Raw genomic sequence first — 26136 nt, 5'->3', positions numbered from 1 at the left:
CTCTAGCCTATTTCTTCTTCATCGCTTCCAAAAGGGCTGCACCGAAACCGCCGGTTGACGGCTGTTCCTGTTTGCGCGGGGTGAAGTTTTGCTTCTGTGCAGGTTTCGTGTCGCGCTGCGAATTGTTGCGCGGGGCAGGGGCTTCGCCACCTTCCTTGCGCATTGTGAGGCCGATGCGCTTGCGTGGCACATCCACTTCGGTCACGCGCACCTTCACCACATCGCCAGCCTTGACCACTTCATGCGGGTCTTTGACAAACTTATCAGCGAGCTGCGAAACATGGACAAGTCCGTCCTGATGCACGCCAATATCGACAAAGGCACCAAAGGCAGCAACGTTTGTGACGGTGCCTTCCAGCATCATGCCGGGTTTCAGGTCCTTGATGTCATCGATGCCATCGGCAAAGGTCGCGGTTTTGAATTCAGGACGCGGATCGCGGCCCGGCTTATCAAGCTCGGCGATAATGTCACGCACGGTTGGCAGACCAAAACGCTCATCGACAAAGACGCGCGGATCGAGGCTTTTAAGTGCTGCGCTATCACCCATGAGGCTGCGCACATCGCGACCGCAGGCGGAAACGATCTTTTTGGCAACGCCATAGGCTTCCGGGTGAACGGAGGACGCATCAAGCGGTTCGGTGCCGTTGGCGATACGCAGGAAGCCTGCGCATTGTTCAAAAGCGCGGTTGCCGAGGCGAGCTACTTTCAGAAGTTCCTTGCGGTTCTTGAAGGCACCGGCGTCATCGCGATGCGCAACAATTGCTTCGGCAAGAGACTTTCCCAGACCCGATACACGCGCCAGCAGTGAGGCGGATGCCGTGTTGAGATCAACGCCGACAGCGTTCACTGCATCTTCGACCACTGCATCGAGCGAACGCGCCAGACGGGACTGATCGACATCATGCTGATACTGGCCAACGCCGATGGATTTAGGCTCGATCTTGACGAGCTCCGCCAATGGGTCTTGCAGGCGGCGGGCGATGGAAACGGCACCACGCAGCGATACGTCGAGCTGCGGAAATTCGTTCGCTGCTGCTTCTGACGCCGAATAGACCGATGCACCTGCTTCCGACACGATGACTTTGAGCGGCTTGGGCGCTGGCAGGTCGTTGAGCATATCCACGACAAGACGTTCGGTTTCGCGACTGCCTGTGCCGTTGCCAATCGCAATCAGCTCGATCTTGTGTTTGCGGATCAGGCTTGCAAGCTCTGCCTGTGTGCCACGCACATCGTTCTTTGGCGGAAACGGATAGACCGTCGTTGTGTCGAGCAGTTTGCCAGTGCCATCTACGATTGCGACTTTGACGCCGGTGCGGATGCCCGGATCAAGGCCCATGGTGGCACGCGAACCGGCAGGGGCTGCGAGCAGCAGGTCTTTGAGGTTGCGGGCGAAGACGTTGATGGCTTCTTCCTCGGCGCGTTCACGCAGGTCGCGCATGAGGTCGAGTGACAAGGAGAGCGAGAGCTTGACGCGCCATGCCCAGCCTGCAACTTCCATCAGCCAGCGGTCGCCGGGCAGGGTGGCGCCGATACTATAGACGGCTGCAATTTTGCGTTCGACCGGTTTGACAGGCGAGGTGTCGTCGGCGTCAATTTCAATGTCGAGCGACAGAAAATCCTCGTTGCGACCGCGCAGCATCGCCAGAGCGCGGTGGCCTGCAACATTTGCCCAGCGTTCGGAATGGTCGAAATAATCGGAGAACTTAGCGCCTGCGTCCTGTTTGCCATCGACAACTCGGGAGCGCAAAACAGCGCGATCTTTGAGATAATTACGCAGATTACCGATCAGTTCAGCATTCTCGGTGAAGCCTTCGGCAATGATGTCGCGCGCGCCTTCAAGAGCTGCTTTGACATCGGCAACGTCGCCCGTGACATATTGTGTGGCAATCTCTGCGGGGACCAGTCTGCGGTCGGTGAGAATAGCTTCGGCAAGCGGGCCAAGACCACGTTCGCGTGCGATTTCTGCTTTGGTGCGGCGCTTTGGCTTATAGGGAAGATACAGATCTTCAAGCTCGGACTTGGTCTGGACGCCTGCGATTTTCAGCTCCAGTTCCGGCGTCAGCTTTTCCTGCCCGCGGATCGATTCCAGAATGGAAGTGCGCCGTGCTTCAAGCTCACGCAGATAAGAAAGTCGCTCATCCAGCGTGCGCAGCTGCGTGTCGTCAAGTCCGCCGGTGACTTCTTTGCGGTAACGGGCGACGAACGGCACGGTCGAGCCTTCATCGAGAAGACCAATGGCTGCTATGGCCTGTTCGGGCTTTGCGTTGATCTCCGCTGCAATGATTGCGGCAATTCGCTTAATATCGTTGGCCATATTCATTCCAATCTCAAATCTTTACGCGAACATAGTCGGATAGGTTTTTGACGCAATCACGACCGCCATAATGGTCCACAGGAAAGCATGTATATTCTTTGTTCACGCGCCTGTGAACGCGCAGGGTCTTTTAAAATCGGAATTGAGCGATACATATATCGTGAAATGACGATATGAATGAGGATCAGCGAGGTGACCATGATGTCGGACATTCAATCTGTAGCACAGCCTAATTCATTGGCTATGCCGTTGGACGAGATACTCAAGGCACTTGGCCATCCAGTTCGTCTCGACATTTTAAGCTGGCTCAAGCAGCCGGAGAAGCATTTCTCCGCTCAGCACATGCCCCTGGAGATGGGTGTGTGCGCCGGTCAGTTCGAGCGGTGCGGCCTCTCCCAGTCCACCGTTTCTGCTCATTTGTCCGTGCTGACGAAAGCGGGGCTGATTACGCCCCACCGCGTTGGCCAATGGACCTTCTACAAGCGCGATGAGGAGGCGATTGCCGCCTTGCTCAAATCACTGTCCGATCTTTAATCCCATTTGCCCAATCGTTCCCACTTGAAGGAAATGTATCTATGGCCACATTGTTCGATCCAGTCACAGTCGGCGATCTCAAGCTTGCCAACCGTATCGTTATGGCACCGCTGACGCGCAATCGCTCGCCCCGCGCTGTGCCAAACGACCTCAACGTCACCTATTATGAACAGCGCGCAAGTGCTGGTCTCATCATCACCGAGGCAACGCCGATCAGCCATCAGGGGCAGGGCTATGCCGATGTGCCGGGCCTTTATTCGGACGAGCAGCTTGCAGGCTGGAAGCGCGTCACCGACGCTGTTCACAGCGCAGGCGGCAAGATCGTCGTGCAGATGTGGCATGTGGGCCGTATTTCGCACGACAGCCTGCAGCCAAATGGCGGCAAGCCGGTTGCGCCTTCGGCCATCACGGCCAAGTCGAAGACCTATCTCGTGCATCCGGACGGCACCGGCGAATTTGCACCAACCTCAGAGCCACGCGCGCTTGAAAAGAGCGAGCTTCCAGAAATCGTTGCGACCTATGCCAAGGCTGCAAAGGATGCGGTTGAAGTGGCTGGTTTTGACGGCGTCGAAATCCATGCTGCAAACGGCTATCTGATCGACCAGTTCCTGCGTTCGGACAGCAATCATCGCACCGATGAATATGGCGGCTCCATCGAAAACCGCGCACGATTCCTGTTTGAAGTGGTGGACGCAATCACCAAGTCGGTTGCGCCGGGCAAAGTTGGTATTCGTCTTTCGCCGGTAACGCCTGCCAATGATGCATCAGATTCCGATCCGCAGCCGCTGTTTGATTATGTGCTCGAAAAGCTTGCCTCTTACGGTCTTGCTTATATTCACATCATCGAAGGTGCGACCGGCGGCCCACGCGATTTCCAGCAGGGTCCACAGCCATTCGATTATGCGCGTCTCAAGCAGGTTTATCGTGATGCCGGTGGCGAAGCTGCCTGGATGGTCAATAATGGCTATGATCGCGAACTGGCTGAACAGGAAATCGAAAGCGGTCGCGCTGATGTGGTTGCCTTTGGCAAGCCGTTCATCTCCAACCCTGACCTTGTCCGTCGTTTGAAGGACAATTCACCGCTCAACGAGCTGGATCAGCAGCATATGTATGGCGGTGGCGCTAAGGGTTACACGGATTATCCGATCCTCGCCTAATAGAAGTGAAAAAAGCCGCCATGCCAGTCTGCAAATGGCAATTTGTTTGCGTTCCGATGCTCATGTACCCGAAAGTACACTCCGCTTCGGTGCTCGAAAATCACCATTTTCGCCACGGCCTGCCGCTTTTTAATTCAGACACTTACTCATAAAATAGAAAGCCTGGCCTTGAGCCGGGCTTTTTTATTAGAGACGTGCGCGCGTTGAGCGCGGTGTTGCCAACAATAGATTGGTTTCGCTGGCCTTGATCCCCGGCACCAGCCGGATGCGGCGCAGCACAGCATCGAAATCTGTCAGCGTTGCAGCGCCCAGCTCCACCACCAGATCGAAACGACCATTGGTGGTGTGGATGGCTGAAATTTCGGAGAAGCCGCCAAGCGCTTTGACCACACGGTCGGCGACATGGCCTTCGATTTCGATCATCATGATACCGCGCACCGGCAGATCAACCGCATCAGACCGCAGGATCACCGTATAGCCGATGATGTCGCCGGACTGTTCCAGACGTTCCATGCGCGAGCGGACGGTTGCGCGTGAAACGCCGAGATCGATTGCCACATCCGAAATGCTGCGTCGGCCATTGTGACGTAAAAGCGTGATAAGCTTTTCATCCAGATCGTCCATGTTTTCTCCATTTTGAAAAGCCAATCCGACATTCTGATAAACCAAACCGTTAAAATTGCCAATCCGGTTGCTTCACATCGCCAAGCTTAAATGGTCAATCTATGGCGATAGAGCGGCTCCAGTTGCTACAGAATCGTGAGCCGCTCCATCTTTTTGTTACTATGCATTTGCCTACGCAAAACCGCTTCGCACTTTTGCTGGAAATGCTTTAATTTCTCAGGAGTAGCACTTTATGCATTGCAAGATTTTGGGATTGCCGGTTCAGGAAGGCACTGGACGTCTGGGCTGCAATATGGGCCCCGACGGTTATCGCGCCGCTGGCATTGCGGATGCGATTCGTGAACTCGGTCATGAGTTTACCGATCTGGGCAATCTGGCCCCGGCTGAACAGCGCCCACTGACCCATCCCAATCCTGTGATCAAGGCTTTGCCGCAGGCTGTCGCCTGGATCGAAGCCATTAGTGAAGCCGCTTATCGTGAGAGCGAAGACGGTTTCCCGATATTCCTGGGTGGCGATCATCTGCTTGCAGCAGGCACTGTTCCCGGCATTGCGCGCCGCGCCGCGGAAAAGGGTCGCAAGCAATTTGTACTGTGGCTTGATGCGCATACGGATTTCCATACGCTGGAAACAACGGGCAGTGGCAATCTGCATGGTACGCCTGTGGCCTATTACACGGGCCAGAAGGGCTTTGAAGGCTATTTCCCGGCATTGGCAGCACCGATTGATCCAGCCAATGTCTGCATGATGGGTATTCGCAGTGTTGATCCGGCAGAACGCGATGCGATCCAGAAAACTGCTGTGTCTGTTTTTGATATGCGCCTTATCGATGAGCACGGTGTGGCAGCGCTGCTGCGCCGCTTCCTGCAGCGCGTGAAGGACGAAAACGGTCTTCTGCATGTGAGCCTGGATGTCGATTTCCTTGAGCCGTCGATTGCGCCAGCTGTCGGCACCACGGTTCCGGGCGGCGCGACCTTCCGTGAAGCGCATCTCATCATGGAAATGCTGCACGACAGCGATCTGGTGACAAGCCTCGATCTGGTTGAGCTTAACCCGTTTCTCGATGAACGCGGACGCACCGCAACGGTGATGGTCGACCTGATGGCGAGCCTGTTGGGCCGCAGCGTCATGGATCGTCCAACCATCAATTATTGAATTCAGAAACCGCATTCGCTGCTGGCGGATCAATGGTCTGCCGCTGAATGCTAAGGAGCAAGAATGACCCAACCGAACCTCAATATCGTCCCTTTTGTCAGTGTCGATCACATGATGAAGCTGGTGCTTTCCGTCGGTGTCGAGACCTTCCTCAAGGAACTCGCCGATTACGTGGAAGAGGATTTCCGCCGCTGGGAAAGCTTCGACAAGACGCCGCGTGTGGCTTCGCATTCCGATGAAGGCGTGATCGAACTGATGCCGACAAGCGACGGTACGATGTACGGCTTCAAATATGTGAATGGTCATCCAAAGAACACGCGCGACGGCCTGCAGACGGTGACGGCTTTTGGCGTTCTCTCGGATGTTGGCAGCGGGTACCCGATGCTTCTGACCGAAATGACCATTCTGACGGCGCTTCGCACTGCTGCAACATCGGCCGTTGCGGCCAAGCATCTTGCACCAAAGAACGCACGCACGATGGCGATCATCGGCAATGGCGCGCAGAGCGAATTTCAGGCTTTGGCGTTCAAGGCAATTCTCGGCATCGACAAGCTGCGTCTTTACGATATTGACCGCACGGCTTCGGAAAAATGCGCGCGCAATCTCGAAGGCGCAGGCATTGATATCGTGATCTGCAAGGATGTCGAAGAAGTGGTCGAAGGTGCGGACATCATCACCACCGTAACCGCCGACAAGCTCAATGCCACGATCCTGACCGACAACATGGTTGGCGCTGGCGTGCATATCAACGCAGTTGGTGGTGACTGTCCCGGCAAGACCGAGCTTCATGGCGATATTCTGCGTCGCTCGGATATTTTTGTCGAATATCCACCGCAGACCCGCATTGAAGGCGAAATTCAGCAGCTTCCGGAAGATTATCCCGTCAATGAATTGTGGGAAGTGATTACCGGCAAGACTGAAGGCCGCAAGGATGCGCGTCAGATTACGCTGTTCGATTCGGTCGGCTTTGCTACGGAAGACTTTTCGGCACTGCGCTATGTTCGCGATAAGCTCCAGGATACGGGCTTCTATGAGCAGCTCGATCTTCTGGCTGACCCGGATGAGCCGCGCGATCTTTACGGCATGTTGCTGCGCCACAAGCAGCAGCTTAAGGCGGAACAGTCCAAGCCTGCCGCATAAAACTTCAAAGCCTGCCTCTTCATCAGAGGCAGGCTTTTTGTTTTGTCTTAGATGCCAATCTTATCCGAAGATAGGTTCCTACTTTTCCGCGATATGTTTTAGAGAGGCTTACGCGAATGGCGCGGGGTAGAAATCGTCCCGCCATGGGTTGCGATTGCCATTTCAAAACTATCGGCGATACGTCGGGCGCGATCGATAAAGACAATGGCGCCTTCGGGCGGGAAAACCTCGCGCGCCGTCTGTTCAAACAGCTCCAGCCAGCGGTCGAAATGATCGCCTTTCAGGCCAAGTCGCAGATGCGGCGGCATGGGACGCCCTTCATAGCTGCCGGTTTTCAGAATGACCGATGACCAGAATTCCGCGATTTGATCAAGGTGGTGATCCCAATCCGCCACCGCTTGCGTGAATATTGGGCCAATCACGGCATCTTCCCGCGCACGTCCATAAAACGTGTCGACCAGTTGTTTGATGGACGCCTTGTCGATGGATGGATGAGGCTGGTTTATAAGAACGGTCATTTTCGGTGCCAATTGGATTGCTGCCGCAAGAACGGCCTTCGAGCCTGATATAGGCCTGCAATTCCCTTGATGCCAGAGAAGCTTTGCCGCACATGCCTGGAAGCCGCTGGCAATAACGGCATTAAGCGGTTTCGAAGCCCGTCTGATTTCCAATCGCGCTTTGGTTGTAATCTGATGAGCCAAATGAGGTCGAAATATCTGGAATCGTTCGCGTTTTACGACTGCAGTTACCGACGATTTTCTTGCGCGGTCTTCAAATATGGAAATTATTTCCATTTAATTTAAGTTTTCGCGACCGGAATTTAGCTTTGAACAAAGAGAAAAAATAACGGCTGATGTAAAAAATAACATTACTTCTAATTTTAGTATTTACTAATTAAAGTGTTTGCTCATGATTTCGGGCAATATGTTTATTGCTATCTATTTATTATGATTTATTTTTAAAGATATTCACAAAAATGAAAGGAGATAGGTTTGATTTTTTAATAGATATTATTAGTTTAGGATAATCCGAAATATCAATGTTTATGGAGGATATATGCCAAATACAGAGGGGAATTTGGTTGCATTCCATGATGTAAGAAACGTTGAAGCTATTGAAATTCTAAAGACAAGTTCTGATCACGGCTGGAAAAACTTGTTTGCCTACACGGCACGTCTGCAACCATTTAATTCCGTATTCCAGCCCGTCGATTCGCTATTGGTTGCCATGGTCCTTAAAGGGCATCTGCAAGGAGCTTGGCAGATAGGCGGAGAGTTATCGGAACTTTATCTGCAGCCCGGATCAATTATTGTAATTCCTCCGGACGAGAGTTTAAAAGTTTCGATAAATAGTAATGCTGAAGTTATAAATATATATATATCCAAGAACCTGATGGATGATGTTTTTCTAGAATTTTCATCCGTTAGCAATAATCTATTCAAGCTTGACTACAGTCTTTCCATCTATGACGAATTCCTGGAACAGACAATTAATTCCGTTAAAGATATACTGTATGTCGGTGGACGGTTTTCATCCATTGAAGTGCAATATATAGCGCGTCTTCTTGTTGCGCGTGTCGTATCGAAATATTCTACACTGACATCGGGTGATCTTAACCCTGATGCTGGTCTTTCTCTTCCTACACTTCAAAGGACATTCGATTACATCGATGAAAACCTACATCGTCGCATTGTTATCGATAAGCTTGCCAATACCGCCGGAGTGGGGGCTGCGCAATTTGCCCGTCTGTTCAAGAGGGCAACGAATGTCACGCTGCACCAATACATCATTCGCCGCCGCGTTGATAAGGCGCGTGACCTTTTGATGGAAACGCAAATGCCGATTGCTGAAATCGCGCATGAGTGCGGTTTCGCAGATCAGGTCCATCTTACTCGTTTTTTTGGGAGAATTATCGGAACAAGCCCTGCATCCTTCAGGAGAAGAGCTCAACGATAGGTAGTCCAAAACATACAACTTAATTAGTACATTTTGTATTTATTATACAAAAGGAGTCGATATCAGCATAGACAAACCTCTACCGATAACGAAATTTTGAGACGGGTATTTATCGTCTTCGAGGGGTGTTCTCAGCAACTATTATGAAGTGCAGATTTATGGCTTTACTTTACGCAAGGTTTATACTTTGCGGTTGGTCCTGTTTGTATTTAATATTTAGTTCACATTTTAAATAATATTGATGCCATAGATAAGCGCTCTCTCAATAGTTCGAGTTCTGTTTCACATAGGCCCTTGAAGCTCAGTTTCGGTTGAGGAGAGAGTCATGGTTGCAGTTGTTACGAATAAGGTGAGCGGCAGCTCGCGTACCATTACTGGTGATAACATCGTCCTTTCAGGACCTAGCATTGTTAAACTGTCGCTCAATCCAGACGCGATTGCGGAATACCAGAAGGTTGGCGACGATCTCCTTATTCGACTGCATAATGGCGAAACAATCCGAATTGTTCATTTCTATACGCATTATCAAAACGGCGAGGATAACGACCTCGTCCTGCAGGATGATCATGGTAAGCTGTGGGCCGGTAATCACAGCGATGGCTTAGCCGATTTCAATTTCTCCGAGATACAATCCGTTGATCAGCTTGCCGGCGGCGGCGGTGGTGGTTTGGGCCCGGTTCTGCTGGGCCTTGCTGGTCTGGGCGCCATAGGTGCCGTGATCGGAGCATCGTCGCGCGGTGATGATGATAATGACGCGGACGCAGATTCTGATGCCGATGCCGATGCCGATGCGGATGCTGATGCCGACGCAGACGCAGACGCCGATGCGGATGCGGATGCTGATGCTGATGCTGACGCCGACGCGGATGCTGATGCCGACGCAGATGCCGATGCTGACGCCGACGCGGATGCTGATGCCGACGCAGACGCGGATGCCGATGCTGACGCAGATGCCGACGCCGACGCCGACGCAGATGCCGACGCAGACGCTGATGCCGATGCTGACGCAGATGCTGATGCTGACGCGGATGCCGACGCGGACGCTGATGCGGATGCCGACGCAGACGCTGATGCCGATGCCGATGCGGATGCCGATGCTGACGCAGACGCTGATGCTGACGCCGATGCGGATGCTGACGCAGACGCTGATGCTGATGCAGACGCCGATGCGGACGCCGACGCAGATGCAGACGCTGATGCCGATGCTGACGCAGATGCTGATGCTGATGCTGACGCAGATGCTGACGCGGATGCTGACGCGGATGCTGATGCCGATGCGGATGCCGACGCTGACGCAGACGCTGACGCCGATGCTGATGCCGACGCTGACGCTGATGCGGATGCTGATGCTGATGCGGATGCTGATGCCGACGCAGACGCTGATGCCGATGCGGACGCCGACGCAGACGCTGACGCTGATGCGGATGCTGATGCCGACGCTGATGCTGATGCCGATGCTGATGCCGACGCAGACGCTGATGCCGACGCGGATGCCGACGCTGATGCTGACGCTGATGCGGATGCTGATGCGGATGCTGATGCCGACGCAGACGCTGATGCCGATGCTGACGCAGACGCTGATGCTGACGCCGATGCGGATGCTGACGCAGACGCTGATGCCGATGCGGATGCCGACGCCGATGCGGATGCTGATGCCGACGCAGACGCTGATGCCGATGCGGATGCCGATGCGGATGCGGACGCGGATGCCGACGCAGATGCCGATGCCGACGCAGACGCAGACGCTGATGCCGATGCTGACGCGGATGCTGATGCCGACGCGGATGCCGATGCGGATGCCGATGCTGACGCCGACGCCGATGCCGATGCTGACGCTGACGCCGATGCTGATGCTGATGCTGATGCAGACGCCGATGCGGACGCTGATGCGGACGCGGACGCCGATGCTGATGCTGACGCGGATGCTGATGCTGATGCTGATGCCGATGCCGATGCCGATGCGGACTCAGACTCTGATACGCCGGATGAGCCGAATGTCACCGTCGGTGATGACGGTCGTACACTGACGATTACCGGCGAGCCCAATACGACAGCGACGATTTACAATTCTACAGGTGGCGTAATTGGCACGGTCGGCCTGTCTGGCGACGGGAGTGCAACATTTACGCTTGATCCAAGCAATGGTCAGGTCGTCACTGTGACCTTGACGAACGCTGCGAATAACGAGTCTCCGGGAACGGCTGCGACACTCCCAGATTCATTGGCGCCGGATGACCCAGCTGTAACTGTAGGTGAAGATGGTGTAACCCTCACCATCACCGGTGAGCCGGGTGCAACTGCCACGATTTACGATGCGCAGGGCAATCCGATTGCAACGGTTCCGTTAGGTGCGGAAGGTGAAGCGACCTATACCTTGCCGGAAAGCAACGGTCAGACCGTCACCGTTACCCAAAGCGATGCGGCGGGTAACGAATCGGGCTCAACCTCCGCAACCTTGCCGGATACGCTGGCACCGGATGCGCCGACGGTTGTGGTTGGTGAGGATGGGTTGACACTCACCATTACCGGTGAGCCGGGTGCGACTGCCACGATCTATGATGCCGAAGGCAATCCAATCGCGACAGTTCCATTGGGGGCGGAAGGCGAAGCGACCTATACCTTGCCGGAAAGCAACGGTCAGGCCGTCACCGTTACCCAAAGCGATGCGGCGGGTAACGAATCGGGCTCAACGCCTGCAACTTTGCCGGATACGCTGGCACCGGATGCACCGACAGTCGTTGTTGGAGAAGATGGTGTAACGCTTACCATCACCGGTGAATCGGGTGCGACTGCCACGATCTACGATGCCGAAGGCAATCCGCTTGCGACGGTACCGCTCGGTCCAACGGGTGAGGCAACCTACACGCTTCCGGAAAGCAACGGTCAGGCGATCACCGTTACTCAAAGTGATCTTGCGGGTAATGAATCGGGCTCAACGCCTGCAACCTTGCCGGATACACTCGCTCCATCTGCTCCGGTCGTGGTTGTCGGTGAAGATGGTGTGACGCTCACCATTACCGGTGAGCCGGGTGCAAGCGCGACAATATATGATGCCGAAGGCAATCCGCTTGCGACGGTTCCACTGGGTGCGGAAGGCGAAGCGACCTATACCTTGCCGGAAAGCAATGGTCAGGCGATCACTGTTACCCAAAGCGATGCAGCAGGTAACGAATCGAGCGCAACACCTGCAACCCTGCCAGATACACTGGCACCGGATGCACCGACAGTCGTCGTCGGTGAAGATGGTGTAACGCTCACCATCACTGGTGAGCCGGGTGCAACCGCCACGATCTATGATGCCGGAGGTAATCCAATCGCGACGGTTCCACTGGGTGCGGAAGGAGAAGCGACCTATACCTTGCCGGAAACGAATGGCCAGGCAGTTACCGTTACCCAGAGTGATGGGGCAGGTAATGAATCAGGCTCCACGCCAGCAACCTTGCCGGATACGTTGGCACCAGATGCGCCAACAGTGGCTGTGGGTGCTGACGGACGTACGCTGACGATCACTGGTGAGGCGAACGCCACGGCGACAATTCATAATGCGCTTGGTCAAGTTATCGCGACAGTGCCGATCGGCGCTGGTGGAACAGCAACCTATACGCTGGACCAAAGCAACGGGCAGAACGTATTGGTCTCACAGACTGATGCTGCGGGTAATCAGTCGGAGGCCAGCCCTGCGACCGTGCCGGATACGCTGGCACCGCTTGCGCCAACGGACATCACCATCACACCAGATGGTGTGACCGTTAGCGGTAAGGGTGAACCGAATACGACGGTCATTATTCGAGGCGCAGGTAACGCTGTCGTCGGTGAAGGAACGGTTGACTCTAGCGGCAACTTCCAGATTGGGCTTACAACTCCGCAGAGGGAGGGGCAGCAACTGTCCGTCACACTGCAGGATGCGGCAGGCAATCTCTCAAACCCAGGCTCGGTAACCGCACCGATTATCGATCCGGGCAGCACAGCGCCGGTCGACGATAATGTAACTGCAGAAGTGGTTATTCAGCCAACGACAACCGCCGTCACTTATCCGGGTGCATCCTATCTGGCACTTGTCGGTATTCTGGGTCTTGATCTGCGTGTTCTGAGCGTGAACTCCGTGGGTATCACGGTGGCACAGGGTCATCAGCAGAATCTGCAGCTGACTTACGCACAGGCGCTGGGTGTGGATCTGGCCGGTGGTACATCGATTATCGTCCAGAAACTGATGCCGGACGGTACATGGGCCTCGGTAGACGGCAATGGCAATGCCACGCTGCTTACCCTGACACTTCTGGGTAATCGTGCCGAAGCCTCCGTACTGCTGGGTGAAGGAACATATCGTGCCTTTGCCGCAGTTCAGAACACGGTCAGTGTGGGTCTGCTTGGCAATCTGGCCGTCTCGGGCCAGGATCTGAACTATCAGGAACCAAGTGGTATTCAGGCTCCAGCCATTCAGGGCAACGTCATGGCCAATGACGGTGCAGCGATTGAAGCTGGCCACCTGGTTACAAGTGTCACCGTTGGCGGTGTCGCACATGCCGTGGTTGCTGGTGCACAGGGTACAACGATCACTGGTCAGTATGGTACATTGGTCATCCATCAGGATGGCACATATACCTACACGCCAAATGCGAGTGCGGCTGCCATCGGGCAGGTCGAGCAGTTTACCTATACGGTTCACGATCCGCTCACCAACGCCAATACAACCGCAAATCTGAACATCCGTATAGATAGCGATGGTCAGGGACTTGTGTGGAGTGATGACTTCACCCAGCCTGCAACCTACGACTTCGTTGCCACCGACGACACGGATACGTCGGGAATTGTCTGGGTCAATGCGGTCAATAATGCCTTCTTTGATCAGACACAGCCTCTCACAGCCGTTCTGGGTAGCGGTCAATCGAACAGTAATACGTTCACTATCGGCAGTAATATGGATGCCACCGGAACCATAACCATTTCGGTTACGGTAGCGGCTGTAGCGAGCGGTACGGTTGTCATCCAAAGGCTGGTTGGTGGTAACTGGCAGAATGTGGGCACGCCAGAAACCTACACTATGACGCTCGGTCTGCTCGGCGTCGTGAAGACCCTTGACGTTGGCAGCCTTAATCTGGTTCCGGGCCAGTATCGTGTCCATACCACGATCAGTGGTGTTGCAGGTTCGGTTAATACGATCTCGGATGTCAATGTCACCTTGACTGACCAGCATGTGATCCAGAGCAATCCTGGTACGACGGGCAATCTGCTCGACAATGACGGGACCTTGCCACTTGCTGCAAAACTACAGGTTCAGGGCAGCGGCGGTTTTGTGACTGTCAGTGCTACGGGCACTGTCATTCAGGGACTGCATGGTGACCTGACGATCTACAGTAATGGTGAATACAAGTATCAGCCGCACTCGAACCTTGCTTACACAGATCGCTTTGCGACGGATACCTTCAATTACAAGATCGTGCTGCCAAACGGCCACGAAACGGCGGCTCACATCACCATCGGGCTGGAAGAAGGTAGCCAGATACTCAGTGCCCGTATTGCAGAAGATCCGGTTCATGATGATGCCGTGGCTGCGGAGCATCACGATACGGCGGCTGCTGCATCGGCGAACGAGCATAACGACAATTCTGATGCACATACGACCCATCAAGCGGATGAGCATCAGGTGGCGGACGACAACGCCCTGAATGATGGCAGCGGTGATGTCCACGCTTCAACTGAAACACCTGTGGATCAGGAGGCCACACAAACGACCGAACAGACGGCTTCAGCTGAAGGAAGTGGTGATGCACCCGTTGCAGATCAGCATGAAAGCGATGTTGTCCCGCTCGGTGATCATCTGGCGGCACCAGATGCAGATGCTGGCGAAACCCCAGCTCAGCATAGCCTGACAGAGGGCATACTGCTCGATGATGGCAGTGGTGAAGTGACATTGCCGTCAAGCAATGACCAGCCGTCCAGCGATGACAGTGCCACACAGACATCTGACACGGGTCTGGGTACGGCTCCAGTCGAGGAAACGGCCTCAGTGGATGATCCGCTCGGACATCTGGTGCCAGATCCGCTCACGCAGGAGGACGATCTTCATACGACACATACTGTCTGATCTATCAGCTTCCACCCTTCGCCGCTGAGTTCTTTGGCGGCGGAGGTTCAGATGACAGATCACCGGCCTTATTGCCGGTTATAATGGAAAATAAATGCGAAAAATTCTGGTTTTAAGACGTTTCGCGACCATAACGTTTACTTCATGCCTTTTGGCTGCGTGCCAGATGTCTGCAAACAATCTTGCTTTGGGCGAGAAGACGCTGACGCAGTCAAAAAACACCGAGGCCTCACGGCCCCTGTCAATGGCGGGTTCAGCCCCCGTACCTGCTGTTGACAGGGCAAACGTGACAAGCGCCAGCACTCCCAAGGTGTCGGACCGTGGTTCCCTTACAATGGAAACCGCGGTCCGTCGCGCTGTCGGCTGGCATCCAACCATCAATGAAGCTTCAGACCGTATTTATCAGGCCGACGAACGGATCAGGGCGGCGCAGGCCGGTTATTACCCAAAGCTCAATGCCGGTGTGAATTCGGGCTATCAGAGCAATAATCGCGAAGGCTGGCGTCCACAGTTCAATGTTGCCGCTTCACAATTGCTTTATGATTTTGGCAAAGTTTCGAGCGCGGTTGATACCGAGCGTGCTGGCAAGGAAATCAATCAGGCCCGAATGCTGCTTGCGGTTGATAATCTCTCAAGGGACACTGCCAGTGCGGTTGTCGAGGTCCAGCGCTATCGAAAGCTTTCGGCTCTGGCACAGGAGCAGGTCGAGGGCGTTAAGCGCATTGCGGGCCTGGTGAATGAGCGAACGGACAAAGGTGCGAGCACCATGTCCGACAAGGTTCAGGCCGATGCGCGTGTAGAAGCGGCGTTGGCGACCCAGTTTCAATATCAGTCAGAACTCAATCGCTGGCAGGTTGTGCTTGCTGCGATGATTGGGGGTGGAAGCGCAAACCCATCCTCGGACGTCCCTTCCTGGCTTGGCAAGTCTTGTGACATTGCAGCACCCGATTGGGATCAGGTTCCGGCGATGCTGCAGGCCAAGGCTGAAAAAGAAGAGGCGGTCGCACAGTTGGCAGCAAGTAAAGCAGAGGCTTTCCCGACCGTTTCGCTTGAAGCGACGACGGGTTATGATCTGAATGCTTCCCGCGATAATACGACCAGCAATGATCGCCAGCCGGAATATTCGGTCGGCGTGAATGTGTCGTCCAGCCTTTATAATGGCGGTCAGACAGGTGCGCGCAAACGTGCTGCGGCTTACGGCCTTCAGGCAGCGGAATCGGCAATCAGCACGGCACGCATCGATATGGAACGCAATCTCATGGAGTCGCGAAGCCAGATTGGTACGTTGAACCGGCTTATGTCATCGCTCGAATTGCGCGCCGGTATGATGGTGAAAACCCGCGATCTTTATCGAGAACAATATGTGGAACTGGGCACAAGAACATTGCTCGATCTGCTCAACGCCGAGCAGGAATTGCATGAGTCCCGGTTTCAGTCAGCCAACACGGTGCATGATATCAGGCGCCTCAATCTGAACTGCCTCTATAGCTCAGGCAAAATGCGCCAAGGTTTTGGTCTTCAGGCATCGGCATTGCGGGGAGACGGGAGCAACCAATGAAGCGTGGCGAGAACCCTCCAATTATCGATCCGTCGATTGAACTTGGTTTGATTGGCGAACAACCAAAGCCTGAGGCGCCATCACGCTTCAATGTTGAAGACTGGCTCGAAGCGCTGGAACTGGTGGCAAAGCATTACCGAATGCCTGTATCCGTGCAGGGAGCCAAGCTTGCGGCCGCCGCTGATCTCAACATCGACGACAAAGCAAAAATTCGCGCTATGGCCCGTCACATGGGGCTGGGTGTCAGGCTTGTTGAGCCAACCAAGATCACCCTTTCGACCTGGCATCTGCCGTTTGTTCTGATGCTCAAGGATAAGCAGCTTGCAGTAGTGCATACGCTTTCAAAGGACGGGCAGGCGAGCGTCTGGTTAAGCGGCGAAGAGGGGCTTGAGCAGCCGTTTGCGCTGAAAGATCTTCTGGCTGAGACAGAAAGTGTTGTGCTTGCCCGACCATCGAAAACCGTGCCCGATGCGCGTGTCGATGCCTATATCAAGCCGTATGAAGAAAACTGGCTACGGAAGATTATTTTCCGCGATATCGGATCTTATAGCCATGTGCTGGTTGCCTCGCTGATCGCAAATACGCTGGGTCTCGCGGGCATATTATTCTCGATGCAGGTCTATGATCGCGTCGTGCCTGCACAATCGTTCAACACGCTTTATGTGCTGTTCAGCGGCGTTTTGCTGGCGATATTCTTTGATTTCATGATGCGCCGTGCGCGCATGGGCATCATCGACATGCTCGGCAAACAGACCGACTTGCAGATGTCCGATGTCGTGTTCGGTCACGCCTTGCGTGTTCGCAATCGAGCGCGACCGACATCGACAGGATCGTTTATCGCGCAATTGCGTGACGTTGATCAGGTGCGTGAATTGCTCACCTCGACGACGGTGTCCGCGCTGGCCGACCTTCCGTTCTTTTTCCTGTTCCTTGTCATTTATTCGGCGCTGGTTGGCTGGATGGTCTTCATACCGCTTGGCGCGCTGGTTCTTCTGATTTTGCCGGGCCTTTTCCTGCAACGGCGGTTAAGAGCTTATGCCAATGCGGCCATGCGTGAGGCCTCGCTTCGTAATGCCATGCTGGTTGAAACCGTGCAGGGCATCGAGGATATCAAAGGGCTACAGGCAGAAGATCGGTTTCAGCAGCAGTGGAACCACTTCAATGCCGTAACGGGTGAGGCACAGATCAGGCTTCGTGCCTTGACCAATAGTCTCAGTGTGTGGACGCAGAATGTGCAGGGCGGGGTTTATGCTCTGACAGTTTTTGTGGGTGCGCCGCTGATTATTGCGGGCGACATGACAACGGGTGCGCTGGTCGGCGCATCTATTCTTGGCTCCCGCATGTTGGCGCCGATGGGTCAGTTGTCTCAGATCATGGGACGCTTGCAACATGCGCGTATTGCCAAGCGTGGCCTTGATCAGCTGATGCAAATGCCGGTCGATCATCCCGATAGCGAAACCCGTATCCACTGCCCGAAAATTGACGGCTCCTATCGATTGAAGGATGCCATTTTCCGCTATGGCGATGAGAACTCGACCCCCGTTCTTCTGATCAAGGATCTGAAGATCAAGCATGGAGATCGCATTGCCGTGCTTGGGCGCAATGGTGCGGGCAAATCGACCCTGTTGCTTGCTCTTTCCGGACTGCTTGATGCAGCTGAAGGTGAGGTTCTGCTCGACGATCTTGCCTTGCCGCAAATAGATCCCGCCGATGTGCGACGGGATGTGGGTCTGCTGACGCAGAACTCGCGCCTGTTCTTTGGCACTTTGCGCGAGAATATCACCATGGGTGCGTCTGATGCTTCGGATGCGGAGATCCAGCGGGTGCTTGCCATGGTTGGAGCAGATGGCTTTGTACGTCGCCTGCAGAAAGGTCTTGAACATCTGGTTCAAGAAGGTGGTGGCGGTCTTTCAGGGGGCCAGAAACAGGCCATTTTGCTGGCACGACTTTTGATCCGCGATCCATCGGTTGTGCTTCTCGATGAGCCGACATCAACCATGGACGAGGCCACAGAGCGGCATTTTATCGAACAATTCGCGAAATGGAGTGTCGGGCGCACGGTCGTTATCGCGACGCACCGAATGCGTGTGCTCGAACTCGTGCAGCGACTGATCGTCGTTGAGAACGGGCAGGTTGCATTGGACGACAGCAAGGAACGCGGTCTGCAGACATTGCTGGGCATGAGCAAGGTAGAAACACCTAAACAGGCGTGATCCGGAGGGATACAGCATGGCGGCCATCGGCGGAGACTTTGGTGCCTGGGTAAACGGAAGCGAGCAAGGGCTTCAGCTCAAGAAGAAGAAGCGCTTTGTTCGGCTCGTCTTCGTTTTCTTCATCATTCTGGTGGGCTGGGCCTATTGGGCTTTGCTTGATGAAGTCTCTAACGGGACAGGTAAAGTGGTGCCGACCTCGCAGGAACAGGTCATTCAGTCACTCGAGGGCGGCGTTGTCGCCAAGCTCATGGTGCGACAGGATGATGTGGTGGAGCCGGGGCAGATTCTGGCGCAGCTCGACCCAACCGTTACAGAATCAAGCGTGCAGGAAAGTGCCGCCAAATATCGTGCGGCTTTGGCAAGTTCTGCGCGGCTAACTGCTGAAGTCAGCCAGACTGAGCTGCAATTCTCGCCGGAGCTTGATGCGTTTCCGATGCTGGTGGCTGCAGAAACACGACTTTTCGATGCGCGTACACGTAGCCTGCAGGATTCGCTTGAATGGATCACCGAATCCAAAAAGCTTGTGCAAGACGAACTCAATATCAGCCAGTCACTAAGCAAAATGGGTGCTGCCAGTAATGTGGAGGTGATCCGCCTGAAACGGCAGCTGGTTGAGTTGCAACTCAAGGAAACCGAGATCAAATCGGATTATATCGTTCAGGCGCGTGAGGAGCTTGCAAAGGCAAATGCCGAGGTGGAATCGCTTTCATCGGTTATTCGCGGACGATCGGATGCGCTTGCGCGTCTGACGTTGCGCTCGCCGGTGCGCGGCATCGTCAAGAATATCGAAGTTTCGACCATTGGTGGTGTGGTGCCTCCGAATGGCAAACTTATGATTATTGTGCCGCTTGATGAACAGCTGCTGATCGAGACGCGGATCTCGCCGCGGGATATTGCTTATATTCACCCGGATCAGCGTGCGACAGTCAAGGTGACCGCATATGATTATGCGATTTATGGCGGATTGGAAGGCAAGGTTGTCAGCATCTCGGCCGACACGATCAAGGATGAAGCGAAGCCTGAAAATTATTATTATCGCGTGTTCATCAAGACCGAGACAGATGCACTTTTAAACAAGCATGGAGAACGCTTTCCCATCGTTCCAGGCATGGTTGCGACGGTGGATATTCATACTGGTAGCAAGACAGTCTTTGATTACCTGATCAAACCGCTCAACAGGGCAAGCGAAGCGTTGCGAGAACGGTAGGGACTAGGTGGCGCCATGTGGAAAATGGTTCGCGAAAGTCGCCGGTTCAGCTGTGAATGGGTGATTTCGCTGAGCCTGCTGCTGACTATCTTACCCATCGGTGATGCCAGAGCCGAGCTGCTGCAGTGGAGCCTCAAACCTGATTTTGCGACCTGTCAGAAAACCGGCGACGCTGTCTGGGCGGAATATGCAGGCGGGCAGGATTGTATCCGCTTTTTCTCAGGCGGCACCATCAAGGATGCGCCGGTGGTCATTGTTCTGCTGCGCGGCGATACCGTGGGCTGGGTGAAACGCAAGCCGGCAGATATTCCCGACAATACGGTAGAAGCGCAGAAAGGCCGCGCGGAACGAACAGCGCAGGTGATCGATGTTCCTGTCATTGTGCTGGAGCGGCCCGGAACTTTCGGTTCAACCGGCAACCACTTGCGGAGACGACAGGCGCCCGAATTCTTGGCGCTGAATTCTGCGCTGGATGCAATCAAACAGCGATACAACATCCAGCAGTTTGTGCTGATGGGGCATAGCGGCGGTGCAACTGCGGCTGCAGCTTTGCTCACCCTTGGGCGCAATGATGTTTCCTGCGTGGTGTTGACGTCGGGTGCATTCGGTCTTCTGGAACGTGCGCAGATGTTGCGTGCTGAATCCGGGCTGAAGCAACGGCCCGGACGTGATACGACCGGACTGCCAGCCCCCTATGATCCGATGGAACATATCCGTGGAATCGTACGAAACCCGCAGCTGAAGATTATTGTGATTGGAAATCCGAGGGATCGCGTTGCGCCATTTGTTTTGCAGCGCCGTTTTGTCGATTTGTTGAATGGGAATGGATATTCCGCACAGCTTATGACTTACGGCGCTTTTCCGCCACAATACCATAAGCTGCGCGACGATATCGGCTTGAAGCAAGCAGCGACCTGCGCAAAGCAGCTGTAGCTTTAGGCAATCAAGTTGATTTGTCGGAAAAAAGCTACTTCACTTTGAAGTGATGGTAGCGGAGGACGGATTCGAACCGCCGACACAAGGATTATGATTCCTCTGCTCTAACCTACTGAGCTACTCCGCCACGTTTTCTGCGAACTCTGTTCACCACCGTTTCTAGTGTTTTGAACGAATGATTTCGCAAGGAATGGCGGCGGTATATGTGGGGAACGGGACCCTGTCAAGCACTCTTCGCATAGCTTTCGTCTTGTTTTCCACGTTTTGCGTAGATAAGTAACTAGCGGAAAGCAAAGGCTTAGTTTTATGGCACCTCGTATTGCGGTTTTGGGTTGTGGCTATTGGGGCGGCAACCATATTCGTACCTTGAAGGGGCTCGGTGTCCTTCAGGGTGTTTCTGACGCCAATCCACAGAATGCGGAACGATTCGCTTCTGAGTTCGGTGTTCCCAACATTCCGGTCGATGAACTCTTCTCGCATCCCGATATTGATGGCATCGTTTTGGCGCTGCCTGCGCAGTTTCATGCGCAATATGCGATTGAAGCAGTGAAAAACGGCAAAGACGTTCTGGTTGAAAAGCCGATCGCGCTGGAAGTTGCCGATGCGGAAGCAGAAGTGGCAGCCGCACGCGAAAATGGTCGCGTGTTCATGGTCGGGCATATTCTGCGCTTCCATCCGGCATTTGAGAAGCTGCTCGACATGGTGAAGGGCGGAGAGCTCGGCGATATTCGCTATGTGCATTCGCACCGCGTCGGTTTCGGAAAATTCCACGACAAGTTCGATGCGCTTTGGGATCTCGCCCCGCACGACCTTTCGATGATCCTCGCCATCACTGGCGAAGAACCGTCAGCTGTTCGCGGAGAAGGCACGGCGATCATCGACAAGATCAGCGATTTTGCGCATGTGCATCTCGAATTCCCGAGCGGCATTCGCGGCCATCTTTTCGCTTCCCGAATGAATTCCTATCGTGAGCGCCGCCTGAGCGTGACGGGAACCAAGGGTATGCTTGTCTTTGATGATGCCGAACCTTGGGATCGGAAGCTTGCATTCTACAAGCACGAAGTATGGCGCGAGAATGATCAGTGGGCTTTCAAATCGGTCGATCCGATCTATATCCCCGTCGAGGAAGGAATGCCGCTGACACGCGAGTTGCAGCATTTCCTGCACTGCATCGAAACGCGCGAAAATCCGCGCACTGATGGGCAGGAAGCAATCAACGTATTGCGCATTCTGACCGAAGGATCGGTCATTCATTCCAGATAACACGCACTTGACGGAAATTTCTGTCAAGCGGTGTTACGGGAATAGCAAAACTTTGAACGCTCCACCCATGGCAGGGCGGGGCGTGAAGGAATAAGAGAATTGTCGTGGATTCGCTGAGCATTCTCAGTAAACCAGATAAATTGGAGCCAACATGCAGTTCATTGATCTTGGAGCGCAACGCGCGCGTATCGAAGACCGTCTTAATGCCGCCGTTTCCAAGGTTGTTGCGGAAGGCCGTTACATTCTCGGTCCTGAAGTGGCTGAGTTCGAAAAGAAGCTCGGTGAATATCTGGGCGTGGAACATGTGATCGCTTGCGCCAACGGCACCGACGCCTTGCAGATGCCTTTGATGGCGCGCGGCATCGGCCCGGGCCATGCCGTTTTCGTTCCGTCGTTCACGTTTGCCGCAACCGCTGAAGTTGTTGCCCTTGTCGGTGCAGAGCCGGTTTTCGTCGACGTCGATGCCGACACCTACAACATGAATATAGAACAGCTTGAAGCTGCCATTGCTGCTGTCCGCAAGGAAGGTCGTCTTGAGCCAAAGGCAATCATTCCTGTCGATCTGTTTGGTCTTGCTGCTGATTACAACCGCATCACCGCAGTTGCTGATCGCGAAAACCTGTTTGTGATCGAAGATGCGGCGCAGTCGATTGGCGGCAAGCGCGACAACGTCATGTGCGGTGCTTTCGGCCATGTCGGTGCGACGAGCTTTTACCCTGCCAAGCCGCTCGGCTGCTATGGCGACGGCGGTGCAATGTTCACCAACGATGCCGAACTGGCCGACACGCTGCGTTCCGTTCTGTTTCACGGCAAGGGCGAAACGCAGTATGACAATGTTCGCATCGGTCTCAACTCGCGTCTCGACACCATCCAGGCAGCTATTCTTTTGGAAAAGCTGGCGATCCTTGAAGACGAAATGGAAGCGCGCGACCGTATTGCCAAGCGCTACAATGAGCTGCTCAAGGATGTGGTCAAGGTTCCGGGTCTGCCTGCTGGCAATCGTTCGGCCTGGGCACAGTATTCGATTGAAAGCGAAAACCGCGATGGTCTGAAGGCGCATCTTCAGGCAGCCGGCGTTCCATCGGTCATCTACTATGTAAAGCCTTTGCATCTGCAGACGGCATACAAGCATTATCCGATTGCACCGGGTGGCCTGCCTGTTTCGGAAGCGCTGCCTGCACGCATCCTCAGCCTGCCGATGCATCCTTACCTTTCGGAAGAAGATCAGGACAAGATCATCGGTGCGATCCGTGGTTTCCACGGCAAGTAAGCCTGATTTACCAGTGATTGAGAAAAGCCCGGCGAAAGTCGGGCTTTCTTATTTTTGCCTTCTGGCAATGCGCGACGCGACGAAGCGGGCAATTGCCGGACCAGCAAGCAGCACGATGAAAAAGCGGCTGGTTTGCATGGCGATGATGAATGGCAGATCGACATTGCTCGATGCTGCGATAATGGCCACGGTATCTGCGCCGCCGGGGCTGGTGGCGAGGTAAGCGGTGAGTGGATCAAGGTCCAGCACATGGCCGAGTGTCATGCCGAACAGGCCACAAACGGCAATCAGAATAAGCGCTGATGCGAGCACAGCCGGGAAGGCGCGGGCAGCGTGTGCAATGATTGCACGGGTAAAGCCAAGGCCAATGCGCCAGCCGATGAATATATAGCTCGCAGCCAGCAGCCATGGCGGCAGATCAATGACCATAAGGCCGAAATCCTGCAACAAGGCACCGAGCGCCAGCGGTACGAGCATCGCTCCGGTTGGAATGCGTGATATTTGACCCAGAAAGGCGCCGCAGACGATCAAGGCGAGGGTCGGGCCAAGCGTATGCCAGTTTATTGCCGGAAACCATTCTACGGCCGCTGGAGCGACTGTTTCGACATCGGCTGTGAACATGACAACAAGCGATGCAGTGGTTGCCACCAACACCACGCGCAAATATTGCATGAAGGCGATAAGTCGTGCGTCCGACCCAAAGGATTCAGCCATGAGCACGATTGCTGTCGCAGCCCCTGGCGAGACACCCCAGACGGCGGTTGTTCCGGGCAAAACGCGAAAGCGCGCCAGAAGATAGCCGATTGTGGTGCTGGCGAGCAGCGTGAAGCCCGTCGAAAACAGGATGATCGGCAGGTGTTGTCCCATATTGCTGAAGAATTCAGCGGTCATGGCACGGGCGATCAACAGGCCGACAATCGCCTGTGCGAGCAGAGAGAAATTCTTGTGGACCTTGATCGTGCTCTCACGAGACGCGAGAAAGATGGCGCCCAGCATCGCGCCAAGCAGCAAAGCTGCGGGTAATCCCAGCATTTCTCCGAGGAAGATCAGCAAGGCAGAGGCGATCAGCAGCACGCCCCACTGGACTGGCTTCGGTGTATTGCTGAACGTGAACGTATTGCGGGCCTTTTCTTGCCCGGGGGGGACGGGTTTTTGCATCGCGCTTCTTCCCTACAACTAGCGAAGGTGAGAATGCAAACGCGTTTTTCCCCCAAGGGCATATATGCTGCGAGAAGAAACTCACGCGGTTCGTGCCATCAAACGATGGTGCCGAATTCCATGCTGACGGGATCAATCAGCGACAGGAATGCATCGCAATCTGCATTGCCTTGCCAGCTTGCACAAATTTCGGTGGCGGTGGTCTGATTATCGGCGAAGGCCAGATCGACAAATGTCCCATCAGCGAGTTTTACGAGATGCTGTGCAAGCCAGCCCGACTGATGCGAGAGGTGGTTGCTCACCATCGCGGTATAGGCGTCTCGCATGGCTTGTTCATCCACGCCGGCTTTCAATCGGAAGCGCCCGAGTTCTAGGCCGTTGCCTGATATTACCGGCTGCTGCGGCTCTGCCTGGGCTTGGTAATGGCCTATCGATACCATTTCTTTTAGCGTTTCTCTAAAGGCGGCAAATTCAGGTGCGGTGCTAACAAGCTTTACTGCAGCCAGCGCATCATCCAGCGTGGACCAGGAAACGAGATCAACACGATCTCCCGCATCCGTTATGCCGCTAAATGGCACCCAAGAGATGAAGCCAGGAAGAGCACAGATTTGTTCGCGTGCGTTTTCGCGTTCCTTATCTGCGCTGGTTATGTCGTTGACCTTATATGTTACAATTTCGAAGTATGGCGTGTTCAAGAAAAGCTCCTGTATGTTTGGTGAGCTTCACATACACGGAGCCCCTGACAGTTCCTGTCAGGGGTGTGCTATAGGCTTGGCGCATGAAAACACTGCGGCTCTTTTCTCTCCTCGATAGACTTCGTTCGGCTTCTGCGCCCGTTTCGGCGGAGGTGCTTGCCGATATGCTGGAAGTGTCACCGCGCACGATCTATCGCGATATGGCGACGCTGGTTGCAATGGGCGCACCGGTCAGAGGTGAAGCCGGATTGGGTTATCAGCTTGAGAAAGGTTACTTTCTGCCGCCGCTTCACTTCGATGCTGATGAGCTGGAAGCCATTATGCTCGGTGTGAGGCTTGTTATGGCCAGAGGTGATGGCGATCTTAGTGCCGCAGCGCAGCGCGTTTCGGGAAAAATCAGTTCAACGATGCAGGCCGGGGCGGGGGATCGATACAAGAACCTGCCATTGAGGGCTGTGTCGAAATTGACCGAGGAACACAGCAAGGCGAACCTGCATCTTTCATTTCTACGGCGTGCGGTTCGTGATCGCGTGGTTGTTACGCTCGAATATCTTGATCTGAAAGACAACATCACAGAGCGTATTGTAAGGCCACTTGGTTTAACGATGTTCGATGCGGTCTGGCTGCTGACAGGTTGGTGTGAAAGTCGCAATGATTTCCGGAATTTCCGTCTCGACCGGATCAGTAAGGTTGAAACTGCCGGTCAGGTGTTTCGGCATCAGAAGGGGCAGCGCTTCGAGGACTATCTGCTCACGCTTTAAAGCGCCTATGGTTTGGCTAAGCAGACTACAGCATAATTCCTTAAACTTGAATCAGTTTAAGGTAAAATTATGCTGTAAATATAAAGTTTTAGAGCGACCTTGTGCGCCCGGA

18 protein-coding genes and 1 tRNA gene are annotated in these 26136 nt (G+C 54.4%); 13 read left to right on the top strand and 6 right to left on the bottom strand.

The window, feature by feature from the left end; genetic code table 11:
- Nucleotides 1-7 precede the first annotated feature (7 nt).
- Nucleotides 8-2314: a Tex family protein gene (locus tag ABWV94_RS12100; RefSeq protein WP_353413680.1), complete on the bottom strand. Its 2307-nt coding sequence runs from the start codon at nt 2312-2314 to the stop codon at nt 8-10.
- Between the two features lie 243 nt (nt 2315-2557).
- Between ABWV94_RS12100 and ABWV94_RS12095 the strand changes: the two genes are divergently transcribed.
- On the top strand, nt 2558-2848 hold the full coding sequence (locus ABWV94_RS12095; protein ID WP_007876169.1) for an ArsR/SmtB family transcription factor: 291 nt from the start codon (nt 2558-2560) through the stop codon (nt 2846-2848).
- 41 nt (nt 2849-2889) lie between these two features.
- Entirely contained in the window at nt 2890-4005 is a 1116-nt protein-coding gene (locus tag ABWV94_RS12090) for an alkene reductase (RefSeq protein ID WP_105518812.1), read from the top strand.
- Nucleotides 4006-4191: 186 nt separating this feature from the next.
- On the opposite strand, the gene ABWV94_RS12085 is transcribed toward ABWV94_RS12090, so the two are convergent.
- Nucleotides 4192-4629 (bottom strand): Lrp/AsnC family transcriptional regulator, encoded by a 438-nt coding sequence (locus ABWV94_RS12085; protein WP_007876167.1) that lies wholly within the window; start codon nt 4627-4629, stop codon nt 4192-4194.
- A 232-nt stretch (nt 4630-4861) separates the two neighbouring features.
- Between ABWV94_RS12085 and rocF the strand changes: the two genes are divergently transcribed.
- Both rocF and ocd read left to right on the top strand, forming a co-directional pair.
- Nucleotides 4862-5782, top strand: coding sequence for an arginase (gene rocF, locus ABWV94_RS12080; protein WP_064320911.1), 921 nt, complete (start codon nt 4862-4864; stop codon nt 5780-5782).
- A 63-nt stretch (nt 5783-5845) separates the two neighbouring features.
- Nucleotides 5846-6922 (top strand): ornithine cyclodeaminase, encoded by a 1077-nt coding sequence (gene ocd / locus ABWV94_RS12075; RefSeq protein ID WP_007876164.1) that lies wholly within the window; start codon nt 5846-5848, stop codon nt 6920-6922.
- 98 nt (nt 6923-7020) lie between these two features.
- Here ocd and ABWV94_RS12070 read toward each other — a convergent pair whose 3' ends face one another.
- Entirely contained in the window at nt 7021-7440 is a 420-nt protein-coding gene (locus ABWV94_RS12070) for a group III truncated hemoglobin (RefSeq protein ID WP_007876161.1), read from the bottom strand.
- Between the two features lie 538 nt (nt 7441-7978).
- On the opposite strand from ABWV94_RS12070, the gene ABWV94_RS12065 reads away from it, so the two are divergent.
- From ABWV94_RS12065 to ABWV94_RS12040, 6 genes are all read left to right on the top strand, one after another.
- Nucleotides 7979-8878, top strand: coding sequence for a helix-turn-helix domain-containing protein (locus tag ABWV94_RS12065; RefSeq protein ID WP_113496279.1), 900 nt, complete (start codon nt 7979-7981; stop codon nt 8876-8878).
- 325 nt (nt 8879-9203) lie between these two features.
- Complete coding sequence (locus tag ABWV94_RS12060; protein ID WP_353413677.1) at nt 9204-14963, top strand: BapA/Bap/LapF family large adhesin; 5760 nt, start codon at nt 9204-9206, stop codon at nt 14961-14963.
- A 334-nt stretch (nt 14964-15297) separates the two neighbouring features.
- Nucleotides 15298-16521 (top strand): TolC family outer membrane protein, encoded by a 1224-nt coding sequence (locus tag ABWV94_RS12055; RefSeq protein WP_353413675.1) that lies wholly within the window; start codon nt 15298-15300, stop codon nt 16519-16521.
- Nucleotides 16518-18734 carry a type I secretion system permease/ATPase gene (locus ABWV94_RS12050; RefSeq protein WP_113496199.1) on the top strand — a complete coding sequence of 739 codons (2217 nt, stop codon included), beginning with the start codon at nt 16518-16520 and terminating at the stop codon, nt 18732-18734. Before ABWV94_RS12055 ends, ABWV94_RS12050 begins: the two co-directional genes overlap by 4 nt.
- Before the next feature lie 16 nt (nt 18735-18750).
- Complete coding sequence (locus tag ABWV94_RS12045) at nt 18751-19941, top strand: beta-barrel domain-containing protein (protein ID WP_007876146.1); 1191 nt, start codon at nt 18751-18753, stop codon at nt 19939-19941.
- A gap of 15 nt (nt 19942-19956) precedes the next feature.
- Nucleotides 19957-20874, top strand: coding sequence for an alpha/beta fold hydrolase (locus tag ABWV94_RS12040; RefSeq protein WP_113496198.1), 918 nt, complete (start codon nt 19957-19959; stop codon nt 20872-20874).
- Between the two features lie 53 nt (nt 20875-20927).
- On the opposite strand, the gene ABWV94_RS12035 is transcribed toward ABWV94_RS12040, so the two are convergent.
- Nucleotides 20928-21004, bottom strand: a tRNA-Met gene (locus ABWV94_RS12035).
- A gap of 179 nt (nt 21005-21183) precedes the next feature.
- Between ABWV94_RS12035 and ABWV94_RS12030 the strand changes: the two genes are divergently transcribed.
- Nucleotides 21184-22140 carry a Gfo/Idh/MocA family protein gene (locus ABWV94_RS12030; protein ID WP_079212165.1) on the top strand — a complete coding sequence of 319 codons (957 nt, stop codon included), beginning with the start codon at nt 21184-21186 and terminating at the stop codon, nt 22138-22140.
- A 151-nt stretch (nt 22141-22291) separates the two neighbouring features.
- Entirely contained in the window at nt 22292-23410 is a 1119-nt protein-coding gene (locus ABWV94_RS12025; RefSeq protein ID WP_007876128.1) for a DegT/DnrJ/EryC1/StrS family aminotransferase, read from the top strand.
- Between the two features lie 48 nt (nt 23411-23458).
- Here ABWV94_RS12025 and ABWV94_RS12020 read toward each other — a convergent pair whose 3' ends face one another.
- Both ABWV94_RS12020 and ABWV94_RS12015 read right to left on the bottom strand, forming a co-directional pair.
- Complete coding sequence (locus tag ABWV94_RS12020; protein WP_064320905.1) at nt 23459-24568, bottom strand: AbrB family transcriptional regulator; 1110 nt, start codon at nt 24566-24568, stop codon at nt 23459-23461.
- Nucleotides 24569-24666: 98 nt separating this feature from the next.
- A complete protein-coding gene (locus tag ABWV94_RS12015; RefSeq protein ID WP_113496197.1) occupies nt 24667-25263 on the bottom strand; it encodes a hypothetical protein in 597 nt (198 codons plus the stop codon).
- Nucleotides 25264-25346: 83 nt separating this feature from the next.
- Between ABWV94_RS12015 and ABWV94_RS12010 the strand changes: the two genes are divergently transcribed.
- The gene (locus ABWV94_RS12010; protein WP_113496196.1) at nt 25347-26024 is read left to right on the top strand and encodes a helix-turn-helix transcriptional regulator; all 678 of its coding nucleotides are present in this window, start codon (nt 25347-25349) and stop codon (nt 26022-26024) included.
- The last annotated feature ends 112 nt before the right edge of the window (nt 26025-26136 follow it).

This window comes from Brucella sp. NBRC 12953, from assembly GCF_040369775.1.
GTDB classification, from domain to species: domain Bacteria; phylum Pseudomonadota; class Alphaproteobacteria; order Rhizobiales; family Rhizobiaceae; genus Brucella; species Brucella pseudogrignonensis.
Note: the sequence above shows the minus strand (reverse complement) of the source record. Positions and strands in the feature narration are given on the sequence as shown.